Below are 23,316 nucleotides of genomic sequence, written 5' to 3' on the forward strand. Positions count from 1 at the left end.
CTGAAGAACCCCCATCCGGATCCCGGATGGGGGTTCTTCGCATTTCCGGGAACTTTCGCTCCAAAGAATCTTGGCCGGCGATGTCGAGAACCCGTGCCCAGCACCGTCCCCGGGGTGAACGCGGCCACAATGGGCCGCACCAGCTCCGAGGAGAAGACGATGGCCAAGTACCTGCTGCTGAAGCACTACCGAGGCGCCCCGGCCGCGGCCGAGTGCACGCCCATGGACCAGTGGACGCCGGAGGAGGTCTCGGCGCACATCACGTACATGAGGGACTTCGCGACCCGGTTGGAGACGACCGGCGAGTTCGTCGACGCCCAGGCGCTCGCGCCCGAGGGGACGTGGGTCCGGTACGACGGTGAGGGGCGGCCGCCGGTCACCGACGGGCCGTTCGCCGAGACCAAGGACCTGATCGCCGGCTGGATGGTGATCGACGTCGACAGCTACGAGCGGGCCCTCGAACTGGCCGGAGAGCTGTCGGCCGCCCCCGGGGCCGGTGGGAAGCCGATTCACGAGTGGTTGGAGCTGCGGCCCTTCCTCGCCATGCCGCCGACCGTCACGGAGTGACCTCTCGATGGACGAGGCCTTGTTGAGGAGCCTCACGCCGAGCGTGCTGGGTGTCCTCGTTCGCCGCGGAGCGGATTTCGCGGCGGCCGAGGACGCCGTGCAGGAGGCGCTGGTCGAGGCGGTCCGGCGGTGGCCCGCCGAGCGGCCGCGCGATCCCAAGGGCTGGCTGGTCACCGTGGCTTGGCGGAAGTTCCTGGACGCGACCAGATCGGACGCCGCTCGTCGCCGGCGGGAGGAGTTGGTCGAGCAGGAGCCCGAGCCGGGGCCGGCCGCCGCCGTGGACGACACGCTGCGGCTCTACTTCCTGTGCGCCCACCCGTCGTTGACGCCCTCGTCGGCGGTCGCGCTGACCCTGCGGGCCGTGGGCGGGCTGACCACCCGGCAGATCGCCAGGGCGTATCTGGTGCCCGAGGCGACGATGGCCCAGCGGATCAGCCGGGCCAAGCGCACCGTGTCCGCCGTCCGGTTCGACCAGCCCGGGGACGTGGCCACCGTGCTCCGGGTCCTCTACCTGGTCTTCAACGAGGGCTACTCCGGCGATGTCGACCTCGCGGCCGAGGCCATCCGGCTCACCCGGCAGCTGGCGGCGGTGATCGACCACCCCGAGGTGGCGGGGCTGTTGGCCCTGATGCTGCTGCACCACGCCCGGCGGGCCGGTCGGACCGCGGCCGACGGGAGTCTGGTGCCGCTGGCCGAGCAGGACCGTGGTCGGTGGGACACCGGATTGGTCGCGGAGGGCATCGCGATCCTCCAGGCGGCGCTGGTCCGGGACCGGCTGGGCGAGTTCCAGGCGCAGGCCGCCATCGCGGCCCTGCACGCCGACGCGCTCACCGCCGAGGAGACGGACTGGGTGCAGATCGTCGAGTGGTACGACGAGTTGGTCCGGCTGACCGGAAGCCCCGTCGTCCGGCTCAACCGCGCGGTGGCGGTCGGCGAGGCCGACGGTCCGCGCGCCGGGCTGGCGGCGCTCGCGGAGCTGGACGACACCCTGCCCCGGTACGCGGCAGCGGCGGCGTACCTCCATGAGCGGGCGGGGGACGCGGCGACGGCGGCCCGGCTGTACGCGGAGGCGGCGCTGAAGGCCCCCAACCTGGCCGAGCGCGACCATCTGACCCGTCAGGCGTCCCGGATCAACGCGGGGTTGAGGAGGCGGTGACTCAGAGTCGGCCGGCGGCCTTCAGGGCGAGGTAGGTGTCGGCGAGGGCCGGGGCGATCCGGGTGGGCGGGGCGTCCAGGACGGTGACGCCGTGTCGGGTGAGGAGTTCGGCGGTGGCGCGGCGGTCGGCGCGGGTCTGTTCCGCGGCGGCGGCGCCGTAGACGGCCTCCAGGGTGCCGCGTCCGGCCGCCAGGACGTCCAGCCGGGGGTCGGCGACGGAAGCGAGGACGACCTCGTGGCGCTTGGTGAGCAGCGGCAGCAGCGGGCGCAGGCCGTCCTCGACGGGCGCCGCGTCGAGGCCGGTGAGCAGGACGATCAGCGAGCGGTGCGGCGCCATCTTGAGTGCGGTGGAGACCAGCGAGCGCATGTCGGTCTCGTGGAGCGCGGGTTCCAGGCCGGCCATCGCGTTGGTGAAGGCGGGCAGCACCTCGTGGGCCGAGCTGCCGGCCACCGCGACGCGCTTGCGGCTGTCGTGGGCGAGCAGGTCGACCCGGTCGCCGGCCCGGGTGGCGAGGGCGGTGAGCAGCAGGGCGGCGTCCAGGGCGGCGTCCAGGCGGGGGGCGTCGCCGACCCGGCCGGCCGAGGTGCGGCCGGTGTCGAGGACGACGAGGATGTGCCGGTCGCGTTCGGGGCGCCAGGTGCGGACGGCGACGGTGCTGCGGCGGGCGCTGGCGCGCCAGTCGATGGAGCGGACGTCGTCGCCGGGCAGGTACTCGCGCAGGGAGTCGAACTCGGTGCCCTGGCCGCGGGTCAGCACCGAGGTGCGGCCGTCGAGTTCGCGCAGCCGGGCGAGCCGGGAGGGCAGGTGCTTGCGGCTGGCGAACGGGGGCAGCGCGCGGACCGTCCAGGGGACGAGGTGCGAGCCCTGGCGGCCGGCCAGGCCGAGCGGGCCGAGCGAGCGGACGGTCACCCGGTGGGCGTGGTGGTCGCCGCGGCGGGTGGGGGTGAGCACGGTGGTGATCCGGCGCCGTTCGCCGCCGGGCAGGGCCAGGGTGTGCCGGGAGGCGGCCTCGGCGGTGCCGGGGCGCCAGGCGGAGGGGGCCCAGGCGTCGCGGAGCAGGCCGCGGAGCGGGCGGCCGGACGGGTTGGTGACGGTCAGTTCGACCGTGGCGCTCTCGCCGAGCCGGACGGTGGTGTCACCGCCCCGGACGATCCGCAGGCCGCGGACCGGGGCGGCGAGCACCAGGTCGACGGCGACGGCGATCAGCACCGCACCGGTGACCAGGCCGATCCCGGTCCGGGACGGCAGCAGCAGGCCCACGACGAGCGCGCCGAGCGCGGCGAGCAGGGCGGTTCGCCCGGTCAGGGCCATGCGGGGCGCTCCTTCGGAACGGAACGGGTGCGGTGGGAGTCAGCGGGGGGCGGGCGTCTGGGCGAGGACGGCCTGGATGACGGAGTCGGCGGTGACGCCCTCCATCTCGGCCTCGGCGCGCAGTGCGACGCGGTGCCGCAGGGTGGGCAGGGCGAGCGCCTTGACGTCGTCCGGGGTGACGTAGTCGCGGCCGGCCAGCCAGGCCCAGGCGCGGGAGGCGGCGAGCAGGGCGGTGGCGCCGCGCGGGGAGACGCCGATGGACAGCGACGGGGACTGCCGGGTGGCCCGGCAGAGGTCGACGATGTAGGCGAGGACCTCGGGGGAAACGGTCAGCTTGGCGATCTGCGCGCGGGCGGCGGCCAGGTGCTCGGGCCCGGCGACCGGGCGGACGCCGGCCGCGCCGAGGTCGCGCGGGTCGAAACCGGCGGCGTGCCGGGAGAGCACCTGGAACTCCTGGTCGCGGTCGGGCAGCGGCAGGATCAGCTTGAGCAGGAAGCGGTCCAGCTGGGCCTCGGGCAGCGGGTAGGTGCCCTCGTACTCGACCGGGTTCTGGGTCGCGGCGACCAGGAACGGGACGGGCAGCGCGCGGGGTTCGCCGTCGACCGTGACCTGGCCCTCCTCCATGGCCTCCAGCAGGGCGGCCTGGGTCTTCGGCGGGGTGCGGTTGATCTCGTCGGCGAGCAGCAGGTTGGTGAAGACCGGGCCGGGCTGGAAGGAGAACTCGGCGGTGCGGGCGTCGTAGACGAGCGAGCCGGTGACGTCGCCGGGCATCAGGTCGGGGGTGAACTGGATGCGCTTGGTCTCCAGGCTGAGCGCGGTGGACAGGGTGCGCACCAGGAGGGTCTTGGCGACGCCGGGGACGCCTTCCAGCAGGACGTGGCCGCCGCAGAGCAGTGCCACGACCAGGCCGGTGACGGCGGCGTCCTGGCCGACGACGGCCTTGCCGATTTCGGCGCGCAGGGCGGTCAGCGCGGTGCGCGGGTCGGTGGCGGGGGTGGCGGGTGCCGGGCCGGGGACGGGGCGGAGCTGGGCGGTTGCCTGGTCGGTCACGGGTTCCGTACCTGCCTTTCGAGGGCGTCGAGGTCGTCGGCGAGCCGCAGCAGCGCGGCGTCGTCGGTCGGGGGCGGGCCGTACAGCAGGGCCCGGACGTCCCCGGCGGGCCGTTCGGGCAGCCGGTCGGCCACGGCGGTGCAGAGCCCGTCGGGGTCGGGTGCGCCGGCCCGGAGCGGGACGCCCAGGGCGGGGGCGAGGCGGTGGGCGGCGGCGGTGCGCAGGGCTTCGGCGGCGCGGCCGCGGGCCTTGGCCCGCCGGTACAGGCGGGCGCGGCCCTCGGTGGTCTCGGCGGCGCGGACCACCACGGGCAGGTTCTCGCTGATCACCGGGCCGAGTCGGCGCCCGCGCCACAGGGCGGCGAGCACGGCGGCGACGGCGAGCTGGTAGCCGGCCCAGTGCCAGCCGCTCGGGAGGTAGTCGCCGAAGGACTTGGTGCGGGCGCTCTCGGGGAGCGGGACGGAGTAGTCGGGCAGGTGCCAGGTGAGGCGGGGCTGCGAGCCGAGCAGGCCGAGGGCGAGGGCGGCGTCGCCGTCCTCGGTCAGATCGCCGTTGCTCAGGAAGGAGCCGCTGCCGAGCACGATGACGTCACGGCCGTCGCCGGTCGGGAGGCTGACCAGCGGGTAGCCGTGGCTGCGGGGGTAGCAGCCCTGGCCGCGGCTGCCGCTGGTGTAGAGCATGCCGCCCTGCTGGGCGCTGCCGGCCCGGACGGCCTCGGGGAGGGCGCACTCGGCGGGGGTGGAGCGGACGGAGGCGTACGGCAGCCCGCCCGTGTCGTCCGCCTGCCGGATGCCGGGGGCGAGCGCGGAGAGCGCGGCCGGGCCGGGGGCCACCAGCACCAGCCGGTGGTGCCGGGCGGCGGCGACGGCGCGCAGCTGGGCGGGGCTGAGCAGGTCGGGTTCGGGCAGCACGAGGGTGTCCGGGCCGGCCGGGGTGGCGGTCGGGTCGGTGGTGGACTCGGCCTTGAGGCCCTGGCGTTCGAGCAGGGCGACGACGGCGTGGGCGCCGTCGCGGTCGTACGACCGCGGGTCCAGTGGCGGGTAGCGGTGGTCCTGGCCGAGGGCGGCCACGGAGCCGGCGCCGATCAGCAGGGCGGCGAGGACGGCCAGGTACCAGCGGGCCCGGTGCCACAGGGTGCGCGGGGTGGGGGCGAGGCTGGTCCTGGGGGGTGCCTCGGCGGCGGGCGGCGGTACGGTCATGCCGCTCCTCCTGGGGCCGGCACCGGGGCCGGGTCGGGCGCGAGGACGGGGCGGGTGCGCTCCAGCGTCCGGTCGAGCTCGTGCAGCAGCCGGTACGCGGCCTGGTCGGCGGTGCGCTCGCCGTAGGCGATGTCGTCGAAGGTCCGGGCGGCCGCGGCCAGCGCGGCGGCGTGCTCGGGCAGCGCCCGGCCGGCTTCGGCGGCAGCCTCGTCGGCGGTGCGGCCGGGGCGGGTGTCGAGCAGGGTGCGCTCCTCCAGGCTCCGGACCAGGGCGCGCATCTGTTCGCGGACGGCCTCGGTCCAGCGCCCGGCGGCGGCGTGGGCGGCGGCGTCCGCCCGGTACTGGTCGGCGCCGCGCGGGCCTTCGGCGCCGTACACGTCCTGGACGGTGCGGGCCGCGCGGCCGGGTGCGCCGAGCCGCCACCAGAGCGCGGCGGCGATCAGCACGGCGACGACCAGGAAGAGGATCAGTCCGGTGGTGCCGGTGGTGCCGTCGCCGGAGATGCTGTTGAGCGCGCCGGAGATGTGCTCGGAGATCCAGTCCGTGATCCGTTGCAGGACGGACGGGTCGTGTTTGTGGTACTCCGCGTTGAGCAGCTCGTCGCGGGCGGCGTCGCGGGCCGGGTCACGTGGGACGGTGACCGGGGCGCCGCCCGCGACGAGGAGCCTGTCCCCCCAGTTAGGCATCCGGCTCAGCGCCTCGCCGGGGTCGGGGCGCTCTGCTCGCCCCAGGCGGCGCCGTCCTGCTCGGGCAGGCCGGCCGCGCGGGCGAGCTCGATGTCCAGGGCCTCGCGGCGGATCCGCTGGTCGATGTAGAGCAGCACGCCGACGGCGGCGATGAACGGGGTGGTGAAGGTGCCGGCGATGATCCCGGCGACGGCCATCAGGAGCACCATGGCGGTGCCCGGGTCGGTGGAGGGCAGGCCCTGGCCGTCGAGGTTCTCGAAGCCCAGGACCAGGCCGAGGATCTGGAACGGGACGGCGATGACCATCACGACGACGAACGCCAGCACGTGGGTCAGCACGGTGATCCAGAGGACCCGCCACCAGGCACCGCGGACCAGGCGCCGCGAGCGCGACAGCGCCGTCAGGACGCCCTGCTTCTCCAGCATCAGGGCGGGGGCGGCGAGGCTGAAGCGGATCCACAGCCAGGCGGCGACCGGCATGCTCAGCAGGCCGACCAGGAACAGCAGTCCGGTGATCGCGGGGGAGCCCGTGCCGCCGGCGGAGTAGCCGAACAGCGGAGTGAAGCCGAGGGCCATCACGCCGGGGCCGAGCAGGGCGGTCAGCAGGGTCAGCCCGAGCAGCTGCACCATCCGGGGCCGGGCGTCGCGCCAGGCCTCCTTGGCGGTCGCGGACCGGCCGAGGACGGCGCGGCTGACCACGATGGTGAGCAGGGCGGTGACGACCACGTTGAGCAGCAGCTCCAGCGGCAGGCCGGCCAGCAGCCGCAGGGTCGGGGTGGCCTTGCCGGTCTTGCCGGTGATCAGCAGGTCGACCAGGACGCTGCCGGCCTGGGCGACCACGGCGAAGCCGAGCGAGAGCGCGAGCACGGTGCGCCAGTGCTTGCGGACGGTGGTGACGCCGCCGTCCAGCAGTTCGCCGATGCTCAGCGGTCGCAGCGGGATGACCCCGGGCTTGGGGCTCTGCGGGGCGCCCCAGCCGTACGGGCGGTGGCCGCCGGGCGGCTGCTGGCCCCACTGCTGCCCCCACTGTTGCTGCCGGGGGGCGCCGGCCGGTCCGGGGGCGGACTGCGGTGCCGACGGCCCGGGCGCGGCGGCGGTCGCGTCGGCCGGGGGCCGGGCGTCGTCGCGGGGCGGCTCGGACGAGCTGGGCGAGGCCCAGCCCGGAGTGTCGGTCATCACTGCTCCTCGGAGGGCGTCAGGGGCGCGACTGCGGACGGATCTTCCGCCCGCGCGCAGCGCCCATCGTGCCATGGGGCCGGAAACCGGCCCCACGGCGATCCGGTTGCTGATCGGCAACGGTCCTCCGCGGTGGACGGGGTGGTGCTCCGCGAGGGGTCCGGGGACGCTCCGGCGGGGGGCATTCGCCCGGTATGGCCGGAATGCACCGGCAAGGGAGTTGGCCGTTCTGGAGCATTGGCACTGCTGTGCGGCAGGTCACAATCCGGTAATGAGAAGATGGACCCATGAAGGGACGCGTCCTCGTCGTTGATGACGACTCCGCACTGGCCGAGATGCTCGGCATCGTGCTGCGTGGTGAGGGTTTTGAGCCGTTTTTCGTCGCGGATGGGGACAGGGCGCTAGCCGCGTTCAGGGAGACCAAGCCCGACTTGGTCCTGCTCGACCTGATGCTGCCCGGTCGGGACGGCATCGACGTCTGCCGGCAGATCCGGGCGGAGTCCGGCATCCCGATCGTGATGCTGACGGCGAAGACCGACACGGTCGACGTCGTCGTGGGTCTGGAGTCCGGCGCCGACGACTACGTCACCAAGCCGTTCAAGCCCAAGGAGCTGGTGGCCCGGGTGCGTGCCCGGCTGCGCCGCGCCGAGGAGCCCACCCCCGAGCAGCTGACCATCGGCGACCTGGTGATCGACGTGGCCGGCCACTCGGTGAAGCGGGACGGCCGGGGCATCCCGCTGACCCCGCTGGAGTTCGACCTGCTGGTCGCGCTGGCCCGCAAGCCCTGGCAGGTGTTCACCCGCGAGGTGCTGCTGGAGCAGGTCTGGGGCTACCGCCACGCGGCGGACACCCGCCTGGTCAACGTCCACGTGCAGCGCCTGCGTTCGAAGATCGAGAAGGACCCGGAGCGCCCCGAGATCGTGGTGACCGTCCGCGGCGTCGGCTACAAGGCCGGACCCAGCTGACGTGACGGAGCGGGCAGACACCTCGTCGGGTTCCGCGACCGACGGGGCCGATTCGGTGCGCGGCGACGTGCTGAGCTCGACCACCCGCCGTCGGCGCGCCTCGGGCGTGGTCGGGCTGGTGGGGCGTCAGCTGCGCCGTCCCGTGCACCGGGTGGCCGCGCTGTACCGCCAGTCGATCCAGCTGCGGGTGGTCGCGGTCTCCCTGCTGGCGTCGATCGCGGTCGTGCTGGTGCTGGGCGTGGTCGTGGTGGCGCAGGTGCGCAACGGGCTGCTCGGGACCAAGATGGACGCCGCCCGCACCCAGGCCCGGATCGGATTCCAGGTCGAGCAGAAGAAGATCGACGAGGCCCGGGACCAGAAGCTGCGGGGCGCCGGCGACCCGACCGTCGACGAGACCGGCACCTGGCTGCTGCGGCAGGTCAACGACCTGACCGGGAGCGGGCAGACCGTCTACTCGGTGATCGCGATGGCCCCCGGTACCGGCACCGTCGCCCCGGACACCGCCGGCTTCGCGCCGCGCTACTCGGGCGACATCCAGCCGATCAGCATCCCGGACACCCTGCGGGCCAAGGTGGCCGCCGAGCCCAGCCAGATGTTCGCCCAGCCGACCAGGATCCACCGCTCGCCCGACAGCAGCGTCAAGTCCGAGCCGGGGCTGGCCCTCGGCATGCAGTTCACGGGCCCGGCCGGGACGCCGTACCAGCTGTTCTACGTGTTCGCCTTCGGCCAGGAGACCGACACCCTCAACCTGATCACCGGCACCCTGGCGACCGCCGGCGTGTTCGTGGTGATCCTCATGGGCGGCATCGCCTGGGTCGTGGTGCGCCAGGTGGTCACCCCGGTGCGGATGGCCGCCGGGATCTCCGAGCGGCTCGCCGACGGGCACCTGGAAGAGCGGATGAAGATCACCGGGACGGACGACATCGCCCGCCTCGGGGAGTCCTTCAACCGGATGGCCAACGCCCTCCAGGCGCAGATCCGCCAGCTGGAGGAGCTGTCCCGGGTGCAGCGCCGGTTCGTCTCGGACGTCTCGCACGAGCTGCGCACCCCGCTGACCACGGTCCGGATGGCCGCCGACCTCATCTACGACAGCCGCGAGGACCTGGACCCGATGGCGGCCCGCTCGGCCGAACTGCTCCAGGGCCAGCTGGACCGCTTCGAGTCGCTGCTCGCCGACCTGCTGGAGATCAGCCGCTTCGACGCCGGCGCCGCGATCCTGGACGCCGAGCCGGTCGACCTGCGGGAGATCGTCGGCCGGGTGGTGGAGGCCGCCGAACCGCTCGCCGAGGCCAAGGGCAGCGCCGTGGTGATCCGCGGCGACGGCGAGCCGGTGCTGGCCGAGGTGGACTCCCGCCGGATCGAGCGCATCCTGCGCAACCTGGTGGTCAACGCGCTGGAGCACGGCGAGGGCCGCGACGTGGTGGTCCGGCTGGGCTCCGCGGACGGCGCGGTCGCCGTCGGCGTGCGCGACTACGGCATCGGCCTCAAACCCGGCGAGGCCTCCCGGGTGTTCCACCGCTTCTGGCGGGCCGACCCGTCCCGGGTGCGGACCACCGGCGGCACCGGCCTCGGGCTGTCCATCGCGGTCGAGGACGCCCACCTGCACGGCGGCTGGCTCCAGGCCTGGGGCGAGCCCGGTGGCGGATCGCACTTCCGGCTCACCCTGCCGCGTACCCGCGGCGGCGAGATCACCCGGGCGCCGTTCCGGCTGGAGCCGGAGGACTCCCGCAACAACCGGGGACTGGGCGCCCAGGGCACGCCCTACCGGCGGGCGATCAGCCCGGCCGGCTCGACGGCGATGACCGCCGTCGAGGAGCAGGCCGAGACCCCGGAGGCCGCCGCGGGCAGCGGCCTGGGCAGCGGGCTCGGCGGGGTACTGAACATCGGCCCCGGACTGGGCCAGCGCCGACTGCCGGAGGGGCCGCGAGCGGACCCCTCGGACGTGCGGACGGCGGCCGGCTACGGAGCCACCGGTGCCCAGGTCATGGTGGACCCGACGCCAGGACGGCCGTCGGTGGCACAGCGGACGGCGGAGCCGGACGCGACGGGTGGGACGACGGACGCGGAGGGGTCGCAGCGTGCGAAGGACGAGCAACAGGACTGAGCTGCGGCTTCTCGCGGCGTTCGGAGCGCTGCTCGGCACCCTGGTGGCGAGCGGCTGCGCGGCCATGCCCGACTCCGGCGGCATCACCAAGGTGGAGCTGTCCCAGGGCTCGGCCGACAAGAACCTCCAGGCCCGGGTCTTCCCGGTGGCGCCCGGCCGGGGTGCCAAGCCGTCCGAGCTGCTGACCGGGTTCCTGGACGCGGTGACCGCCGACGAGGGGTACGAGACCGCGCGCAAGTACCTCACCGAGCGCGCAGCCGAGACCTGGAACCCGGACGCCGGGATCCAGGTGCTCTCCACCACCACCCCTCCGCCCGCCCAGGACGTCACCGCCGCGGACACCCAGGTCTCCGCGGTGGTGACCGGACAGCTGATCGCCACCGTCGACGCGAAGCACTCGTACCAGCTGGTCGCCGGGCAGAACAACAACGTCTCTTCCGACTTCACCTTCGTCCGGGAGAACGGCGAGTGGCGGATCGACAAGCTGCCGCCCGGCGTGATCATGAACGAGACCAACTTCCGGAACAGCTTCCGGCAGGTCGAGCGGTTCTTCTACACCGCACCGGACCCGTCCGCGGTGATCGCCGGCACGGCCGTCCAGGAAGTGCTGGTCGCCGACCCGATCTACCTGCGGCGCCGGATAGACCCGCTCACCTCGGCCGCCCGGGCGCTCGTCGACGGCCCCTCCAGCTGGCTCTCGCCGGTGGTCCGGACGGCGTTCCCGACCGGCACCACCGTCGACCCGGTGACCATCGACGACGGCCGGATCGCCCATGTGCGGCTCGGCGGGACGGACGTCGGCGAACCGATGGCCTGCCGGCGGATGGCGACCCAGCTCTTCTACACCCTCGCCGACCAGGGCAAGGGCCAGGTCGACCGGCTGGAGCTGAAGGGGCAGCACGGCGCCTGCACGGCCAGTCGCACCGACGTGCCGATCACCGGCCCCGGCTCGCTGGCCGGGCGCGCCCAGCAGTACTACCAGCGCTCCGACAACGGTGTGCTGATGGTCGTCACCGACGAGGGGCGCACCGGTGACGCGGTCCCCGGCCCCCTCGGCAAGCCGCAGCCGAACGGCACGCCGCCGCTCGGCACCGTCGCGGTCAGCCGGGACGGCAGCCGGGCCGCCGCGGTCAGCGGGGACGGCCACCAGGTCTACTCGGTGCCGCTGAAGGACGGCGCGGCCGCCGCCATGGGCGAGCCGGTGCTCAGCTCGGCCAAGGGCGGCGACAAGGAGGACGGCTTCGGCTCGCCCAGCTGGGACGGCCGCGGCAACCTCTGGGTGGTGGACCGCAACAAGCAGGGCCCGCGGGTGGTGATGGTGCGCGGCAACAAGTCGTACACCGTGCCGGTCGAGGGGCTGACCGGGCAGACCGTGGATTCGCTCAAGATCGCCTCGGACGGCGCCCGGGTCGCCCTGGTGGTCAAGACCCCGGGCGTGGCCACCAGCTCGCTGATGTTCGGCCTGGTGGTGCACGGCGGCACCCCGGACGCGCCGACCGCGAAGATCACCGGGCTGCGCCGGGCGGCCCCCACCCTCACCGACGTCGCCTCGGTGTCCTGGGCGGAGACCGACCAACTGCTGGTGCTCGGCAAGGAGACGGACCGGACCCAGCAGCTGCACTACATCAGCACCGACGGCTCGCAGAGCTCGGACACCCAGCTGGGGATCGGCGAGAGCATGCGGACCGTCTCGGCCTCGGAGTCCCGCGGGGACGTGCTGACCCAGGTGCCGCCGGTGCTCGCGGTGGCGGACGGCAAGGTCTACCGGCTGCTCAACAGCCAGTGGCGGGAAGCCCAGTTCTTCGACAAGCCCCGCTCGTTCTTCTACCCCGGCTGACGGGTCGACGGCTGACGGGTCGACGGCTGAGGGATCGACGGCTGAGGGGGTGGCGGCTGACGGGGCGACGGGTGACGCGCTGACGGTCTGACGGGCCGAGGGTCAGCCGGCCTGGTGCGCCGTGGCCGCGACGGTGGCGCCGGCGCGGGCCGGGAGGCCGGCGTCGGCCAGGGCGCGGGCGGCCTCGGCGAGGCTGGCCCCGGTGGTCACCAGGTCGTCCACCAGCACCGGGTGGCGGCCCGACAGGCCCGTCCGCCCGGTTCGGGCGCGCGGCAGCACGGTGAGCGCGCCGTGCAGGTTGCGGCGCCGTTCGGCCGCGTTCAGCCCGGTCTGGTCGGCGACCGGCCGGGCGTGCCGCAGCAGCGGCGCCGCCCGTACGTCCAGGCCGGCCCGGCGCAGCGAGCGGGCGGCCGCCCCGGCCAGCCGCAGCGTCGGATCGTGTCCGCGGGCGCGCACGGCCGAGCGTGCCGAGGGCATCGGGACCAGCAGCAGCGGCGCGGCCCCGGCCTGCGCTCCCAGGGCGGAGCGCACCGCCCGGCCGAGGGCCTCACCGAGCGGCCCGGCCAGCCGCAGCGCGCCCCGCTCCTTGTGCGCGAGCAGCAACTGCCGGACCGGATCGGTGTACGGCGCGGCGGCGTGCGCCCAGGGCAGCAGGGTGGGGGCCGGCCGGGTGGTGGCCAGCGCCTGCCGGCAGGACGGGCAGAGCGGGCCGCGTGCGCTGCCGCAGCCCGCGCAGTCGGCGGGCAGCAGGACGTCCAGCAGCCCGGCCAGTGCGTGGCCGAGGGGCCCTCGGGCGGACGGCGGACGGGCGGGGGAGGGAGACGGCGGCACGGCTGCTCCTGGCGGGCGGCAGGCACGGAGAGTCAGCACAGAGTGCGCCGTATGGGGGGCGTTGTCCAGGTATTTACCCATACTTCACCCCCGAGAGGGTAGACAGGGTGCACCAGCTTGACCGCCCGAGCGCAATATCGGGTCATACCCTTCTTTTCGCCTGAGGAGGCGAAAAACCCGTGTGAGGTGTTCGATAAGGCCCAGGGGGTTTCAACCGTCCCTGGTGGGGAGGAAGTGAGGTGAGGGCCAGTCGTTTCCCGCCGCTGGCGGCGGGGGCGGGGGGCCGGCAGTGGATGGGCTGGTCCAGCTGGGTCTCAGCCCGGTCCGGTAGCACCCGGATCGGCGTCAGCACGAGGGATCGGAGTTCTGCGTGGACATCGTCGTCAAGGGCCGCAAGACCGAGGTGCCCAAGAGGTTCCGCGAGCACGTGGCCGAGAAGCTGGAGAAGGTCCAGAAGTTCGACGCCAAGGCCATCAGCCTCGACGTCGAGGTGTCCAAGGAGCACAACCCGCGGCAGGCCGACCGCTCCGATCGAGTGGAGATCACTCTCCGCAGCCGCGGCCCCGTGATCCGGGCCGAAGCCGCCGCCGGGGACCCGTACGCGGCGCTCGACCTGGCTTCGGCGAAGCTCGACGCGCAGCTGCGCAAGTCCGCGGACCGGCGTCGGGTGCACAAGGGCGGCGCGAACGGCCGCACCCCGATCAGCGTCGCCGAGGCGACCGCGGCCCTGGCCGCGCTGCCGGAGACGTCGGCGCTGGAGGGCGAGACGAACGGCGCCGTCCGCAAGACCATGATGGGATCCCTGGAAGTGGAGGGCGAAGGCCCGCTGGTGGTCCGGGAGAAGACCCACCCGGCCGCCCCGATGGCGCTGGACCAGGCGCTCTACGAGATGGAGCTGGTCGGCCACGACTTCTACCTCTTCGTGGAGAAGGACAGCGGCCTGCCGAGCGTGGTCTACCGCCGGCACGGCTACAACTACGGCGTCATCCACCTCCAGACCGACCTGGCGGCCGGGCCGGGCAGCGGGGCGGGCGGCGCGATCAACGGGTCCGACGACGAGGACTGACCGTCCGAGCAGCGATGGAGGGGTGACCCCGGCGGCCGTGGCCGCCGGGGTCACCGGCGTTCGGGGGCGGGGCGGTTCGAACAACGTCGTGTCCCGGACAAAAGGGTCACCCGATGCGAAGGAATCGGCATCGGAGGGTGACCGCGGCGGTGTCGGAGCGTGGAATGATTGGCGCACGACGACCCGCGAAGGGGGAGGAGCGGATGGGGGATCACTTCGGGCTGGGGCCCGGGGCCGGGCCAGGGCTGCCGTTGGGGGCGGACGAGGAGCCCGCGTACGAGCCGCACCGGGGTGAGCCGATCCGTGTGCTGGTGGTGGACGACCACGCGCTGTTCCGCCGCGGGCTGGAGATCGTCCTCGCGGAGGAGCCGGACATCAAGGTCATCGGCGAGGCGGGGGATGGCGCCGAGGCCGTGCTGAAGGCCGCCGACCTGCTGCCCGACATCATCCTCATGGACGTCCGGATGCCCCGCCGCAGCGGGATCGAGGCCTGTACGGCGATCAAGGACGTGGCGCCCAGCACCAAGATCATCATGTTGACGATAAGCGACGAGGAGGCCGACCTCTACGAGGCGATCAAGGCGGGGGCCACCGGCTACCTGCTCAAGGAGATCTCCACCGACGAGGTCGCCACCGCGATCCGCGCGGTCGCCGATGGGCAGTCGCAGATCAGCCCCTCGATGGCGTCCAAGCTGCTCACCGAGTTCAAGTCGATGATCCAGCGTCGCTCCGACGACCGGGACCTGGTGCCCGCACCCCGGCTCACCGACCGGGAGTTGGAGGTGCTCAAGCTGGTGGCGACCGGGATGAACAACCGGGAGATCGCCAAGGAGCTGTTCATCAGCGAGAACACCGTGAAGAACCACGTGCGCAACATCCTGGAGAAGCTCCAGCTGCACTCCAGGATGGAGGCCGTGGTGTACGCGATGCGGGAGAAAATCCTCGAAATAGGGTGAGTCGGGCGGGACTTACCGTTCCGCCAGCAGCTTCTCCAGGGCCGGGCGCAGCCGCTCGTCGTGCAGCGTCCCGACCCGCACCTCCTCGCAGCCGACCCAGGCGGCCGCCTCGCGTAGCGCCGTCGCCAGCGCCTCGACGTGCCGGGCGCCGCCGTCGCGGCCGCCGTCCAGCGAGACCTGCCGGGCGACCAGGGTGCGGCCCTCCCGGGCCGGGTCGACCCGGCCGACCAGCCGCCCGCCGGCCAGCAGCGGCATCGCGAAGTAGCCGTGCACCCGCTTGTGCTTGGGGGTGTAGGCCTCCAGCCGGTGCGTCATGCCGAAGATCCGCTCGGTGCGGGGGCGGTCCCAGACCAGCGAGTCGAACGGGGAGAGCAGCGTGGTGCGGTGGCGCCCGCGCGGGGCGGTGGCGAGGGCGGCCGGGTCGGCCCAGGCCGGGGCGGGGGCGCCGTCCGGGCCCCAGCCTGCCACCTCGACCGGGACGAGCCCGCAGTCGGCGAGCACCGGGTCCAACTGCTCAGCGCGCAGCCGGTGGTAGTCCAGCAAGTCGGCCCGGGTGGCTACGCCGAGCGCGGCGCCGGCCTGGGCGACCAGGGTGCGCACGCACTCCTCGTCCGACGGATCCTGCCCGAACAGGGCGTCCGGGACGGCCTGTTCGGCCAGTGCGTAGACCCGCTTCCAGCTCCGGCGGTCGGTGCAGACCACGTCCCCGAAGGCCAGCGCCCGCTCCACCGCGATCTTGGTGTCGGACCAGTCCCACCACTCGGCCGTCTTCTTGGCGCCGCCCAGCTCGGTGGAGGTCAACGGCCCCTCGGCGCGCAGCCTGTCGAGCACGGCGCGGTACGTCTCGGGCGAGACCTGCTGGCCCCAGACGTGGCCGCGGTCGCGGTAGCGGCGGCGCCGGAAGGCGAACAGCGGCCACTCCTCGACCGGCAGGATGCAGGCCGCGTGAGACCAGTACTCGAAGCTCGTGCCGCCGCCCCAGTACGCCGACTCGACGGCCGGGCGGCCGACCGCGCCGAGGCGGGCGTACGCCACCAGTTCGTGGGAGCGGGCGAGCACCGAGATGGTGTCCAGCTGGACGGCGCCCAGGTGCCGCAGCACCCCGCGCACCCCGGCGCGGCGGTCCGGCGCGCCCAGCAGGCCCTGGGCGCGCAGGGCGATCCGGCGGGCGTCGTCCGCGCTCAGCACGGCGACGGGGGAGGGGCTGGTGGCAGCGGGTCGGGCGGCAGCGGCGGTCATGCCGGGGAGCGTAGCCGGGGGCGCCGACAGCGTGGCGGCCCGGGCGGGGCCCGGCGGCGAGGGGCCGGCCAGGGGCGGATCGACCCGCCGCGAGGGGAGGCTCCGGCGTCCGATCGGGCACCCGACTCGGCGGCCCCTCGACCGTTTTGCCCCGGTGGACGGTGCTATCGGGCCATGTGCTCGCGGGGGTGACACGGGAATACCGTGCTGACGCACCTCCCGGGGGGTTGGACTCCTCGCATACGATGGCCCGTGCGGTGGGGTGGACCCCCCGTGCAGTCGTCCAGTGCCAATACAGGCAAGGAGCCCGCTCAAGTGTCCGTCTTCGACAAGATCCTGCGCGCTGGCGAGGGCAAGATCCTTCGCAAGTTGCAGCGGATTGCTGCCCAGGTCAACTCCATCGAAGAGGACTTCGTCAACCTCACCGACGCCGAGCTGCGCGCACTGACCGACGAGTACAAGCAGCGGCTCGCCGACGGCGAGACCCTGGACGACATCCTCCCCGAGGCGTTCGCCACCGTCCGCGAGGCCGCCAAGCGCGTGCTCGGCCAGCGGCACTACGACGTCCAGCTGATGGGCGGCGCCGCGCTGCACCACGGGTACGTCGCGGAGATGCGCACCGGTGAGGGCAAGACCCTCGTCGGCACCCTGCCCGCGTACCTGAACGCCCTGACCGGCAAGGGCGTCCACCTGATCACCGTCAACGACTACCTCGCCGAGCGCGACTCGGAGTGGATGGGCCGGGTGCACCGCTTCCTCGGTCTTGAAGTCGGCGTGATCCTGGGCAGCATGACGCCCGCCGAGCGCAAGCGTCAGTACGCGATGGACATCACGTACGGCACGAACAACGAGTTCGGCTTCGACTACCTGCGCGACAACATGGCCTGGTCGCAGGACGAACTCGTCCAGCGCGGCCACAACTTCGCGGTCGTCGACGAGGTCGACTCGATCCTGATCGACGAGGCCCGCACCCCGCTGATCATCTCCGGCCCGGCGGACCAGGCGACCAAGTGGTACGCCGACTTCGCCAAGCTGGTGATGCGTCTGAAGATCGACCGCGACTACGAGGTCGACGAGAAGAAGCGCACCGTCGGCATCCTGGAGGAGGGTGTCTCCCGGGTCGAGGACTACCTGGGCATCGACAACCTCTACGAGTCGGTGAACACCCCGCTGGTCGGCTTCCTGAACAACGCCATCAAGGCGAAGGAGCTGTACAAGCGGGACAAGGACTACGTCGTGATGAACGGCGAGGTCATGATCGTCGACGAGCACACCGGCCGCATCCTGGCCGGCCGTCGCTACAACGAGGGCATGCACCAGGCGATCGAGGCCAAGGAAGGGGTGGAGGTCCAGAACGAGAACCAGACCCTGGCCACCATCACCCTCCAGAACTTCTTCCGCCTGTACAGCAAGCTCGCGGGCATGACCGGTACCGGCACCACCGAGGCCGCCGAGTTCCACCAGATCTACAAGCTCGGCGTGGTGCCGATCCCGACCAACAAGACGCCGCTGCGCATCGACCAGCCCGACCTGATCTACAAGTCGGAGCCGGCCAAGTTCGCCGCCGTGGTCGAGGACATCGCCGAGAAGCACGAGAAGGGCCAGCCGGTGCTGGTCGGCACCGTGTCGGTCGAGAAGTCCGAGTACCTGTCGCAGGAGCTGCGCAAGCGCGGCATCCCGCACGAGGTGCTGAACGCCAAGCACCACGAGCGCGAGGCGCAGATCGTCGCGCAGGCGGGTCGCAAGGGCGCCGTCACCGTCGCCACCAACATGGCCGGCCGTGGCACCGACATCATGCTGGGCGGCAACGCCGACCACCTGGCCGCCGCCGAGCTGGCGCAGCGCGGGCTGACCCCGACGGACACCCCGGAGGAGTACGAGGCCGCGTTCCCGGCCGCGCTGGAGAAGGCCAAGGCCTCGGTGAAGGCCGAGCAGGACGAGGTCAAGGAGGCCGGTGGCCTCTACGTCCTCGGCACCGAGCGGCACGAGTCCCGCCGGATCGACAACCAGCTGCGCGGCCGCTCCGGCCGTCAGGGCGACCCGGGCGAGTCCCGCTTCTACCTGTCGCTGGGCGACGACCTGATGCGCCTGTTCAAGGCCGGCATGGTCGAGCGCGTGCTCTCGATGGCGAACGTGCCCGAGGACGTGCCGATCGAGTCGAAGATGGTCACCCGCGCCATCGCCTCCGCGCAGACCCAGGTCGAGCAGCAGAACTTCGAGATCCGCAAGAACGTCCTCAAGTACGACGAGGTGCTCAACCGCCAGCGCGAGGTCATCTACGGCGAGCGCCGCCGGGTGCTGGAGGGCGAGGACCTCCAGGAGCAGGTCGGCCACTTCATGGACGACACCGTCGAGGCATACGTCCGGGCGGCCACCGGTGAGGGCTTCGAGGACGACTGGGACCTGGACAAGCTCTGGTCGGCGCTCAAGCAGCTCTACCCGGTCACCCTGGACCTGGAGGAGCTGGAGGAGGAGGCCGGCGGCACCGCCGGGATGACTCCCGAGTTCCTGATCAAGTCCATCCAGGAGGACATCCAGGGGCAGTACGGCGCCCGTGAGGACCAGCTCGGCGCGGAGATCATGCGTGAGCTGGAGCGCCGGGTCGTGCTGTCGGTGCTGGACCGCCGCTGGCGCGAGCACCTCTACGAGATGGACTACCTCCAGGAGGGCATCGGCCTGCGGGCCATGGCGCAGCGCGACCCGCTGGTCGAGTACCAGCGCGAGGGCTTCGACATGTTCACCGCGATGATGGAGGGCATCAAGGAGGAGTCCGTCGGCTACCTGTTCAACCTGGAGGTCCAGGTCGAGCAGCAGGTCGAGGAGGTCCCGGTCGAGGACGCCCAGGTGGTGCTCGACAAGCTGGAGAAGGACGCCGCCCGCCCGGAGATCAAGGCCAAGGGCCTGGAGGCCCCGAAGCCGCAGCGGCTGCACTACACGGCCCCCTCGGACGAGATCGGCGGCGGTGTCATCGAGGGCGACTTCGAGGACCTCGCGCCGGAGGACGAGGGCGACGGGATGACTCGCGCCGAGCGCCGCAAGGCCGCCAAGTCGGCCAAGGGCCGCCGCCGTAAGGCCTGAGCCGGCCGCCTGCCCCCGGGCAGGGAAGCGCGCAGGACGCCACGCAGGGCGCCGTTCCCGGACCGGGACGGCGCCCTGCGCCGTTCGGTACCGCCGGGGGCGGAGCGGGCTGCTCATCGGGCCTCCACGGCGGTGCACTGCCACTGTCCGGCCGGGCCGCGCTGCTCCAGCCGGAAGGCCACCATGTGGTGCCGCCGGCCGAGGTCGACCCGTACGCAGGCCTCGACGGCGTCCGGCGAGGGGGAGCGGTCGTGCACCGGGCCGAGACGGGGCCGGGCGGTGGGGCCGCCGCGGCGCAGCGCGCCCGCCCGGACCAGTGAGGCGAGCTGCCCGTAGCCGTCCAGGCTGGTGTGCCGCATCAGCTGGCCGGAGGGCCGGGCGCCGGTGAGCACCTCGACCAACTGGCGGGCGAACCGGGAGGCCAGTGCCCCGGGGTCGGGCCCGGGGGCGGTCCCGGGCCCGACGGCGGTGCCGACGGCGGCGCAGGCGGCCCGCGGGTGGCGCGGGCGGCGTCCGGCCGGGTCGCAGCCGCCGGTGCCGCGCACCGGGCGGCGGTGCGGGCGGGCGGTGAGCCGGCTGGTCAGGTGGCTGGTCAGGTCGGCGCTGAACGGGGTGGTCACGGCGGCTCCTCGGCTGGACGGCAGGGGTGGTGCGGGTACGGACGGGTCCAGGCTGGGGGCGCCCTGCGCGGGGCGGCAACGGGGTTTCGGCCCGGCCGGGGTAGGCCGCCGGCGTCACCTATCCGGGGGAATCGACCAATGCGGCGACGGGCCGGACGGGCTCTTCCCGGGCGCCGGGTTGACGGGCGCGGGCGGGCCGTACGCTCCGAAAGGGGACGCACCGGCTGGGCGGACCGGGTGGCGGCGCCCGGTCGGCGGCGCGCGCCGTACCGGCCCGGCACGCCCCGGCGGCGGGCGGGCCTCCCGGTACCGAGGGTGATCACGGGCGGCCCGGCGGCGCTTATTCTGGGGGCGCTGGAGAAGCTGTGCCGCTGGACGAACCCCGCTGGACGAACCGGAGAGTGCCACCGATGCGCGTGTACGTGCCCACCACCCTGACCGGCCTGGCGGCGGCGCACGAGGGCGGCGCCCTGGAGCAGTCCGCCGCGTACGCGGTGACGCCCGCGCTGCGCGAGTGGTACGTCAGCGACGACCTGGAGGAGCTGGAGTACGCGGCGCTGAACCGGGCCGCCCAGTCCTCGCTGCGGCTGCTGGCCGGGGACCCGGACGCCCCGCGCCGCCGGGTCGTGGTGGCGCTGGACGTGGCCGACGCGTCGGTGCGGCCGTTCCCCGGCGACGAGTACCAGGACCAGGCCTCGCTCGGCCGGGTGGTGCTGGCCGGCCCGGTGCGGCTGGTCAAGGCGGCCGCGGTGCACGCCGACGTGGCCGACGACGAGGTGGTCACGGATGTCGCGGCGGCGGTGGCGGCGGTGGCCGCGGCCGACGCGGGCGACCAGGACGCCCAGTTCACCGTGGACGGCGCCGAGGACCACGACCTGCTCTGGTACGCGACCCAGGAGATCCCCGCCCTGCTCGGGTGATGCGGACCCTACCGGCGTGTCGCCCGTCCGGGTTACCGTTTCCCCCCGTGCGTACTCACATCGTTTGGGACTGGAACGGCACCCTCTTCCACGACATGGAGGCGGTGCTCGGGGCGAGCAACGCCGCGTTCGCGACCATCGGGGTCGCTCCGATGACCCTGGAGCAGTACCGGGAGCAGTACGAGATCCCGATCCCGCGCTTCTACGAGCGGCTGCTCGGCCGGATGCCCTCCCAGGAGGAGTGGCTGGAGCTCGACGACGCCTTCCACGTCGTCTACCGCGAGCTCAGTCCGGCCTGCGGTCTGACCGAGGGCGCCCGGGACCTGTTGGCGGGCTGGCAGTCGGCCGGGCACAGCCAGTCGCTGCTGTCGATGTACGACCACGACCGGCTGGTTCCGCTGGTCGACACCTTCGGGCTGACCGGCAGCTTCCTGCGGGTGGACGGCCGCAGCGGCCCGTCCGGTGGGCAGAAGGCGGAGCAGCTGGTCCGGCACCTGGCCGCGCTGGGTGAGCAGGTCGACCCCGCCCGGACGGTGCTGATCGGCGACGCCGCGGACGACGCCCTGGCGGCGCTGGACGCGGGCGCCCGCGCGGTGCTCTACACCGGCGGTTCGCACACCCGGGAGAAGCTGGAGCCGATCGGCGTCCCGGTGGTGGACAGCCTGGCCGAGGCGGTCGAGCTGGCCCGCCGGATCACCGGCTGAACCGTTTCAGCAGACGAAGACCGGCGGAAGACGGCGGACGTGGCGGGCGCCACGTCCGCCGTCCGCGTGTCTGAACGAGCGGATCGCCCCCCGGCTGGTCAGGCTGGTGGCACAGCCGACCAGCCGCCAGGACGGAGCCGCCATGCCCATCGACGCAGTCACCGAGGTGCCGACCCCGGTCAACGAGCCGGTGCGGACGTACGCGCCCGGCAGTCCGGAGCGCGACAGTCTGGTCCGGCGGCTGGACGAGCTGGCGGCCGAGCAGGTCCCGCTGCCGATGACCATCGGCGGCGAGCAGCGCTTCGGCGGCGGCGAGCGGATCGAGGTGGTCCAGCCGCACCACCACGCCGCCAAGCTGGGCGTGCTCGGCAACGCCACCCGGGAGGACGCCCGGGCCGCGGTGGACGCGGCGCTGGCCGCCGGGCGGCAGTGGCGCTCGCTGTCCTTCGACGACCGCGCGGCGGTCTTCCTGCGGGCCGCCGACCTGCTGTCCGGCCCGTGGCGGGACACGCTGAACGCGGCCACCATGCTCGGCCAGTCCAAGACCGTGCAGCAGGCCGAGATCGACTCCGCCTGCGAGCTGATCGACTTCTGGCGGTTCAACGTCGGCTTCGCCCGGCAGATCCTGGCCGACCAGCCGATCTCCTCGCCCGGTGTGTGGAACCGCACCGACCACCGCCCGCTGGAGGGTTTCGTCTACGCGGTCACCCCGTTCAACTTCACCGCGATCGCCGGCAACCTGCCCACCGCCCCCGCCCTGATGGGCAACACCGTGGTCTGGAAGCCCGCGCCGACCCAGACCCTGGCCGCGTACCACCTGATGCGACTGCTGGAGGCGGCCGGGCTGCCGCCGGGGGTGATCAACCTGGTGACCGGCGACGGCCTCCAGGTCTCCCCGGTCGCGCTGGCCGACCCGGCGCTCGCCGGGCTGCACTTCACCGGCTCCACCGCCACCTTCCAGTCCCTGTGGCAGACCATCGGCGCCAACATCGGCGGCTACCGGACGTACCCGAGGATCGTCGGGGAGACCGGCGGCAAGGACTTCCTGCTGGCGCACCGCTCGGCCGACCCGGAGATCCTGCGCACCGCGCTGATCCGCGGCGCCTTCGAGTACCAGGGCCAGAAGTGCTCGGCGCTCTCCCGGGCCTACCTGCCGCGCAGCCTCTGGCAGAAGATCAAGGACGACTTCCTGGCCGAGGTGGACGCGCTCGCGGTGGGCGACGTGACCGACCTGTCCAACTACATGGGCGCCCTGATCGACCGGCGCGCCTTCGAGAAGAACCGGGAGGCCATCGACCGGGCGAAGGCCGATCCGACGATCGAACTGGCGGCCGGGGGTCAGTACGACGACGCGATCGGATGGTTCGTCCGGCCGACCGTCCTGGTCTCCTCCGACCACCGGGGCGAGATCTTCCGGACCGAGTACTTCGGCCCGATCCTCGCCGTCCACGTCTACGAGGACTCCCGCTGGGACGACGTGCTGCGCCGGGTCGACGAGGGCGCCCCGTACGGCCTGACCGGCTCGGTGGTCGCGCAGGATCGTTACGCCATCGCCCAGGCCGTCGAGGAGCTGCGCTTCACCGCCGGGAACTTCTACATCAACGACAAGCCCACCGGGGCCGTCGTCGGCCAGCAGCCCTTCGGCGGCGGCCGGGCCTCCGGCACCAACGACAAGGCCGGCGCCGCCCAGAACCTGCTGCGCTGGACCTCGGCCCGGTCGATCAAGGAGACCTTCGTCCCGCCGACCCATCACGGATACCCGCACCTGGGCTGAGAGTGAACATCAGGCTCCGGTTTGGACATGCTGTCCAGGACGGACCTGACTTACTGAGGCTTTGCGCCTCACTGTCC

At 73.4% G+C, this 23,316-nt stretch carries 19 protein-coding genes; 11 read left to right on the plus strand and 8 right to left on the minus strand.

Annotated elements, in window-relative coordinates; genetic code table 11:
- The first annotated feature begins 159 nt into the window (after positions 1-159).
- Together QWJ13_RS31610 and QWJ13_RS31615 are read left to right on the plus strand one after the other, a co-directional pair.
- Positions 160-567 (plus strand): YciI family protein, encoded by a 408-nt coding sequence (locus QWJ13_RS31610; RefSeq protein ID WP_316529251.1) that lies wholly within the window; start codon positions 160-162, stop codon positions 565-567.
- Positions 568-574: 7 nt separating this feature from the next.
- Positions 575-1,723 carry an RNA polymerase sigma factor gene (locus tag QWJ13_RS31615; protein ID WP_316528898.1) on the plus strand — a complete coding sequence of 383 codons (1,149 nt, stop codon included), beginning with the start codon at positions 575-577 and terminating at the stop codon, positions 1,721-1,723.
- Between the two features lies 1 nt (position 1,724).
- On the opposite strand, the gene QWJ13_RS31620 is transcribed toward QWJ13_RS31615, so the two are convergent.
- The 5 genes from QWJ13_RS31620 to QWJ13_RS31640 are packed head-to-tail and all read right to left on the minus strand — an operon-like array spanning position 1,725 to position 7,145.
- On the minus strand, positions 1,725-3,035 hold the full coding sequence (locus tag QWJ13_RS31620) for a DUF58 domain-containing protein (RefSeq protein ID WP_316528899.1): 1,311 nt from the start codon (positions 3,033-3,035) through the stop codon (positions 1,725-1,727).
- Between the two features lie 39 nt (positions 3,036-3,074).
- Entirely contained in the window at positions 3,075-4,085 is a 1,011-nt protein-coding gene (locus tag QWJ13_RS31625; RefSeq protein WP_432277639.1) for an AAA family ATPase, read from the minus strand.
- Positions 4,082-5,284 (minus strand): DUF4350 domain-containing protein, encoded by a 1,203-nt coding sequence (locus QWJ13_RS31630; RefSeq protein ID WP_316528900.1) that lies wholly within the window; start codon positions 5,282-5,284, stop codon positions 4,082-4,084. Before QWJ13_RS31630 ends, QWJ13_RS31625 begins: the two co-directional genes overlap by 4 nt.
- Complete coding sequence (locus tag QWJ13_RS31635; RefSeq protein WP_316528901.1) at positions 5,281-5,970, minus strand: DUF4129 domain-containing protein; 690 nt, start codon at positions 5,968-5,970, stop codon at positions 5,281-5,283. Before QWJ13_RS31635 ends, QWJ13_RS31630 begins: the two co-directional genes overlap by 4 nt.
- Before the next feature lie 5 nt (positions 5,971-5,975).
- The gene (locus QWJ13_RS31640) at positions 5,976-7,145 is read right to left on the minus strand and encodes a DUF7847 domain-containing protein (RefSeq protein ID WP_316528902.1); all 1,170 of its coding nucleotides are present in this window, start codon (positions 7,143-7,145) and stop codon (positions 5,976-5,978) included.
- 287 nt (positions 7,146-7,432) lie between these two features.
- Between QWJ13_RS31640 and mtrA the strand changes: the two genes are divergently transcribed.
- Genes mtrA through QWJ13_RS31655 form a run of 3 tightly spaced genes read left to right on the plus strand, consistent with a single transcriptional unit; the run spans position 7,433 to position 12,051 of the window.
- On the plus strand, positions 7,433-8,110 hold the full coding sequence (gene mtrA / locus QWJ13_RS31645) for an MtrAB system response regulator MtrA (RefSeq protein ID WP_030247322.1): 678 nt from the start codon (positions 7,433-7,435) through the stop codon (positions 8,108-8,110).
- A gap of 1 nt (position 8,111) precedes the next feature.
- Positions 8,112-10,214: an MtrAB system histidine kinase MtrB gene (gene mtrB, locus QWJ13_RS31650; protein ID WP_432277640.1), complete on the plus strand. Its 2,103-nt coding sequence runs from the start codon at positions 8,112-8,114 to the stop codon at positions 10,212-10,214.
- A complete protein-coding gene (locus QWJ13_RS31655; protein ID WP_316528903.1) occupies positions 10,189-12,051 on the plus strand; it encodes an LpqB family beta-propeller domain-containing protein in 1,863 nt (620 codons plus the stop codon). The genes mtrB and QWJ13_RS31655 overlap by 26 nt, the downstream gene beginning before the upstream one ends.
- Before the next feature lie 102 nt (positions 12,052-12,153).
- Here the strand turns inward: QWJ13_RS31655 and QWJ13_RS31660 are convergent, their stop codons facing one another.
- Positions 12,154-12,882, minus strand: a complete 729-nt coding sequence (locus tag QWJ13_RS31660; protein WP_316528904.1) for a ComF family protein — start codon at positions 12,880-12,882, stop codon at positions 12,154-12,156.
- Between the two features lie 370 nt (positions 12,883-13,252).
- Here QWJ13_RS31660 and hpf point away from each other — a divergent pair, with 370 nt between their 5' ends.
- A complete protein-coding gene (hpf, locus tag QWJ13_RS31665; protein ID WP_316528905.1) occupies positions 13,253-13,948 on the plus strand; it encodes a ribosome hibernation-promoting factor, HPF/YfiA family in 696 nt (231 codons plus the stop codon).
- A 203-nt stretch (positions 13,949-14,151) separates the two neighbouring features.
- Complete coding sequence (locus tag QWJ13_RS31670; RefSeq protein WP_432277641.1) at positions 14,152-14,904, plus strand: response regulator; 753 nt, start codon at positions 14,152-14,154, stop codon at positions 14,902-14,904.
- A gap of 12 nt (positions 14,905-14,916) precedes the next feature.
- Here QWJ13_RS31670 and QWJ13_RS31675 read toward each other — a convergent pair whose 3' ends face one another.
- Complete coding sequence (locus QWJ13_RS31675; protein WP_316528907.1) at positions 14,917-16,143, minus strand: winged helix-turn-helix domain-containing protein; 1,227 nt, start codon at positions 16,141-16,143, stop codon at positions 14,917-14,919.
- A gap of 315 nt (positions 16,144-16,458) precedes the next feature.
- Between QWJ13_RS31675 and secA the strand changes: the two genes are divergently transcribed.
- Entirely contained in the window at positions 16,459-19,221 is a 2,763-nt protein-coding gene (secA, locus tag QWJ13_RS31680) for a preprotein translocase subunit SecA (RefSeq protein WP_316528908.1), read from the plus strand.
- Positions 19,222-19,334: 113 nt separating this feature from the next.
- Here secA and QWJ13_RS31685 read toward each other — a convergent pair whose 3' ends face one another.
- Complete coding sequence (locus QWJ13_RS31685) at positions 19,335-19,841, minus strand: Rv3235 family protein (RefSeq protein WP_316528909.1); 507 nt, start codon at positions 19,839-19,841, stop codon at positions 19,335-19,337.
- A 410-nt stretch (positions 19,842-20,251) separates the two neighbouring features.
- Between QWJ13_RS31685 and QWJ13_RS31690 the strand changes: the two genes are divergently transcribed.
- The 3 genes from QWJ13_RS31690 to pruA all read left to right on the plus strand — a co-directional run bounded on the left by QWJ13_RS31690 (position 20,252) and on the right by pruA (position 23,239).
- Complete coding sequence (locus tag QWJ13_RS31690) at positions 20,252-20,761, plus strand: DUF6912 family protein (RefSeq protein WP_316528910.1); 510 nt, start codon at positions 20,252-20,254, stop codon at positions 20,759-20,761.
- Positions 20,761-21,465, plus strand: a complete 705-nt coding sequence (locus QWJ13_RS31695) for an HAD family hydrolase (protein WP_432277642.1) — start codon at positions 20,761-20,763, stop codon at positions 21,463-21,465. The genes QWJ13_RS31690 and QWJ13_RS31695 overlap by 1 nt, the downstream gene beginning before the upstream one ends.
- A 148-nt stretch (positions 21,466-21,613) precedes the next feature.
- The gene (gene pruA, locus QWJ13_RS31700; protein WP_316529256.1) at positions 21,614-23,239 is read left to right on the plus strand and encodes an L-glutamate gamma-semialdehyde dehydrogenase; all 1,626 of its coding nucleotides are present in this window, start codon (positions 21,614-21,616) and stop codon (positions 23,237-23,239) included.
- Positions 23,240-23,316: the final 77 nt, after the last annotated feature.

It is taken from the genome of Kitasatospora brasiliensis, assembly GCF_032654805.1.
GTDB classification, from domain to species: domain Bacteria; phylum Actinomycetota; class Actinomycetes; order Streptomycetales; family Streptomycetaceae; genus Kitasatospora; species Kitasatospora brasiliensis.

Coding starts and splice junctions, on each gene's coding strand:
- QWJ13_RS31630 (WP_316528900.1), bottom strand. CDS start 5,284: ATGACCGTACCGCCGCCCGCCGCCGAGGCACCCCCCAGGACCAGCCTC.
- QWJ13_RS31615 (WP_316528898.1), top strand. CDS start 575: ATGGACGAGGCCTTGTTGAGGAGCCTCACGCCGAGCGTGCTGGGTGTC.
- QWJ13_RS31610 (WP_316529251.1), top strand. CDS start 160: ATGGCCAAGTACCTGCTGCTGAAGCACTACCGAGGCGCCCCGGCCGCG.
- QWJ13_RS31695 (WP_432277642.1), top strand. CDS start 20,761: ATGCGGACCCTACCGGCGTGTCGCCCGTCCGGGTTACCGTTTCCCCCC.
- QWJ13_RS31640 (WP_316528902.1), bottom strand. CDS start 7,145: ATGACCGACACTCCGGGCTGGGCCTCGCCCAGCTCGTCCGAGCCGCCC.
- QWJ13_RS31690 (WP_316528910.1), top strand. CDS start 20,252: ATGCGCGTGTACGTGCCCACCACCCTGACCGGCCTGGCGGCGGCGCAC.
- QWJ13_RS31670 (WP_432277641.1), top strand. CDS start 14,152: ATGGGGGATCACTTCGGGCTGGGGCCCGGGGCCGGGCCAGGGCTGCCG.
- QWJ13_RS31620 (WP_316528899.1), bottom strand. CDS start 3,035: ATGGCCCTGACCGGGCGAACCGCCCTGCTCGCCGCGCTCGGCGCGCTC.
- QWJ13_RS31675 (WP_316528907.1), bottom strand. CDS start 16,143: ATGACCGCCGCTGCCGCCCGACCCGCTGCCACCAGCCCCTCCCCCGTC.
- QWJ13_RS31635 (WP_316528901.1), bottom strand. CDS start 5,970: ATGCCTAACTGGGGGGACAGGCTCCTCGTCGCGGGCGGCGCCCCGGTC.
- mtrA (WP_030247322.1), top strand. CDS start 7,433: ATGAAGGGACGCGTCCTCGTCGTTGATGACGACTCCGCACTGGCCGAG.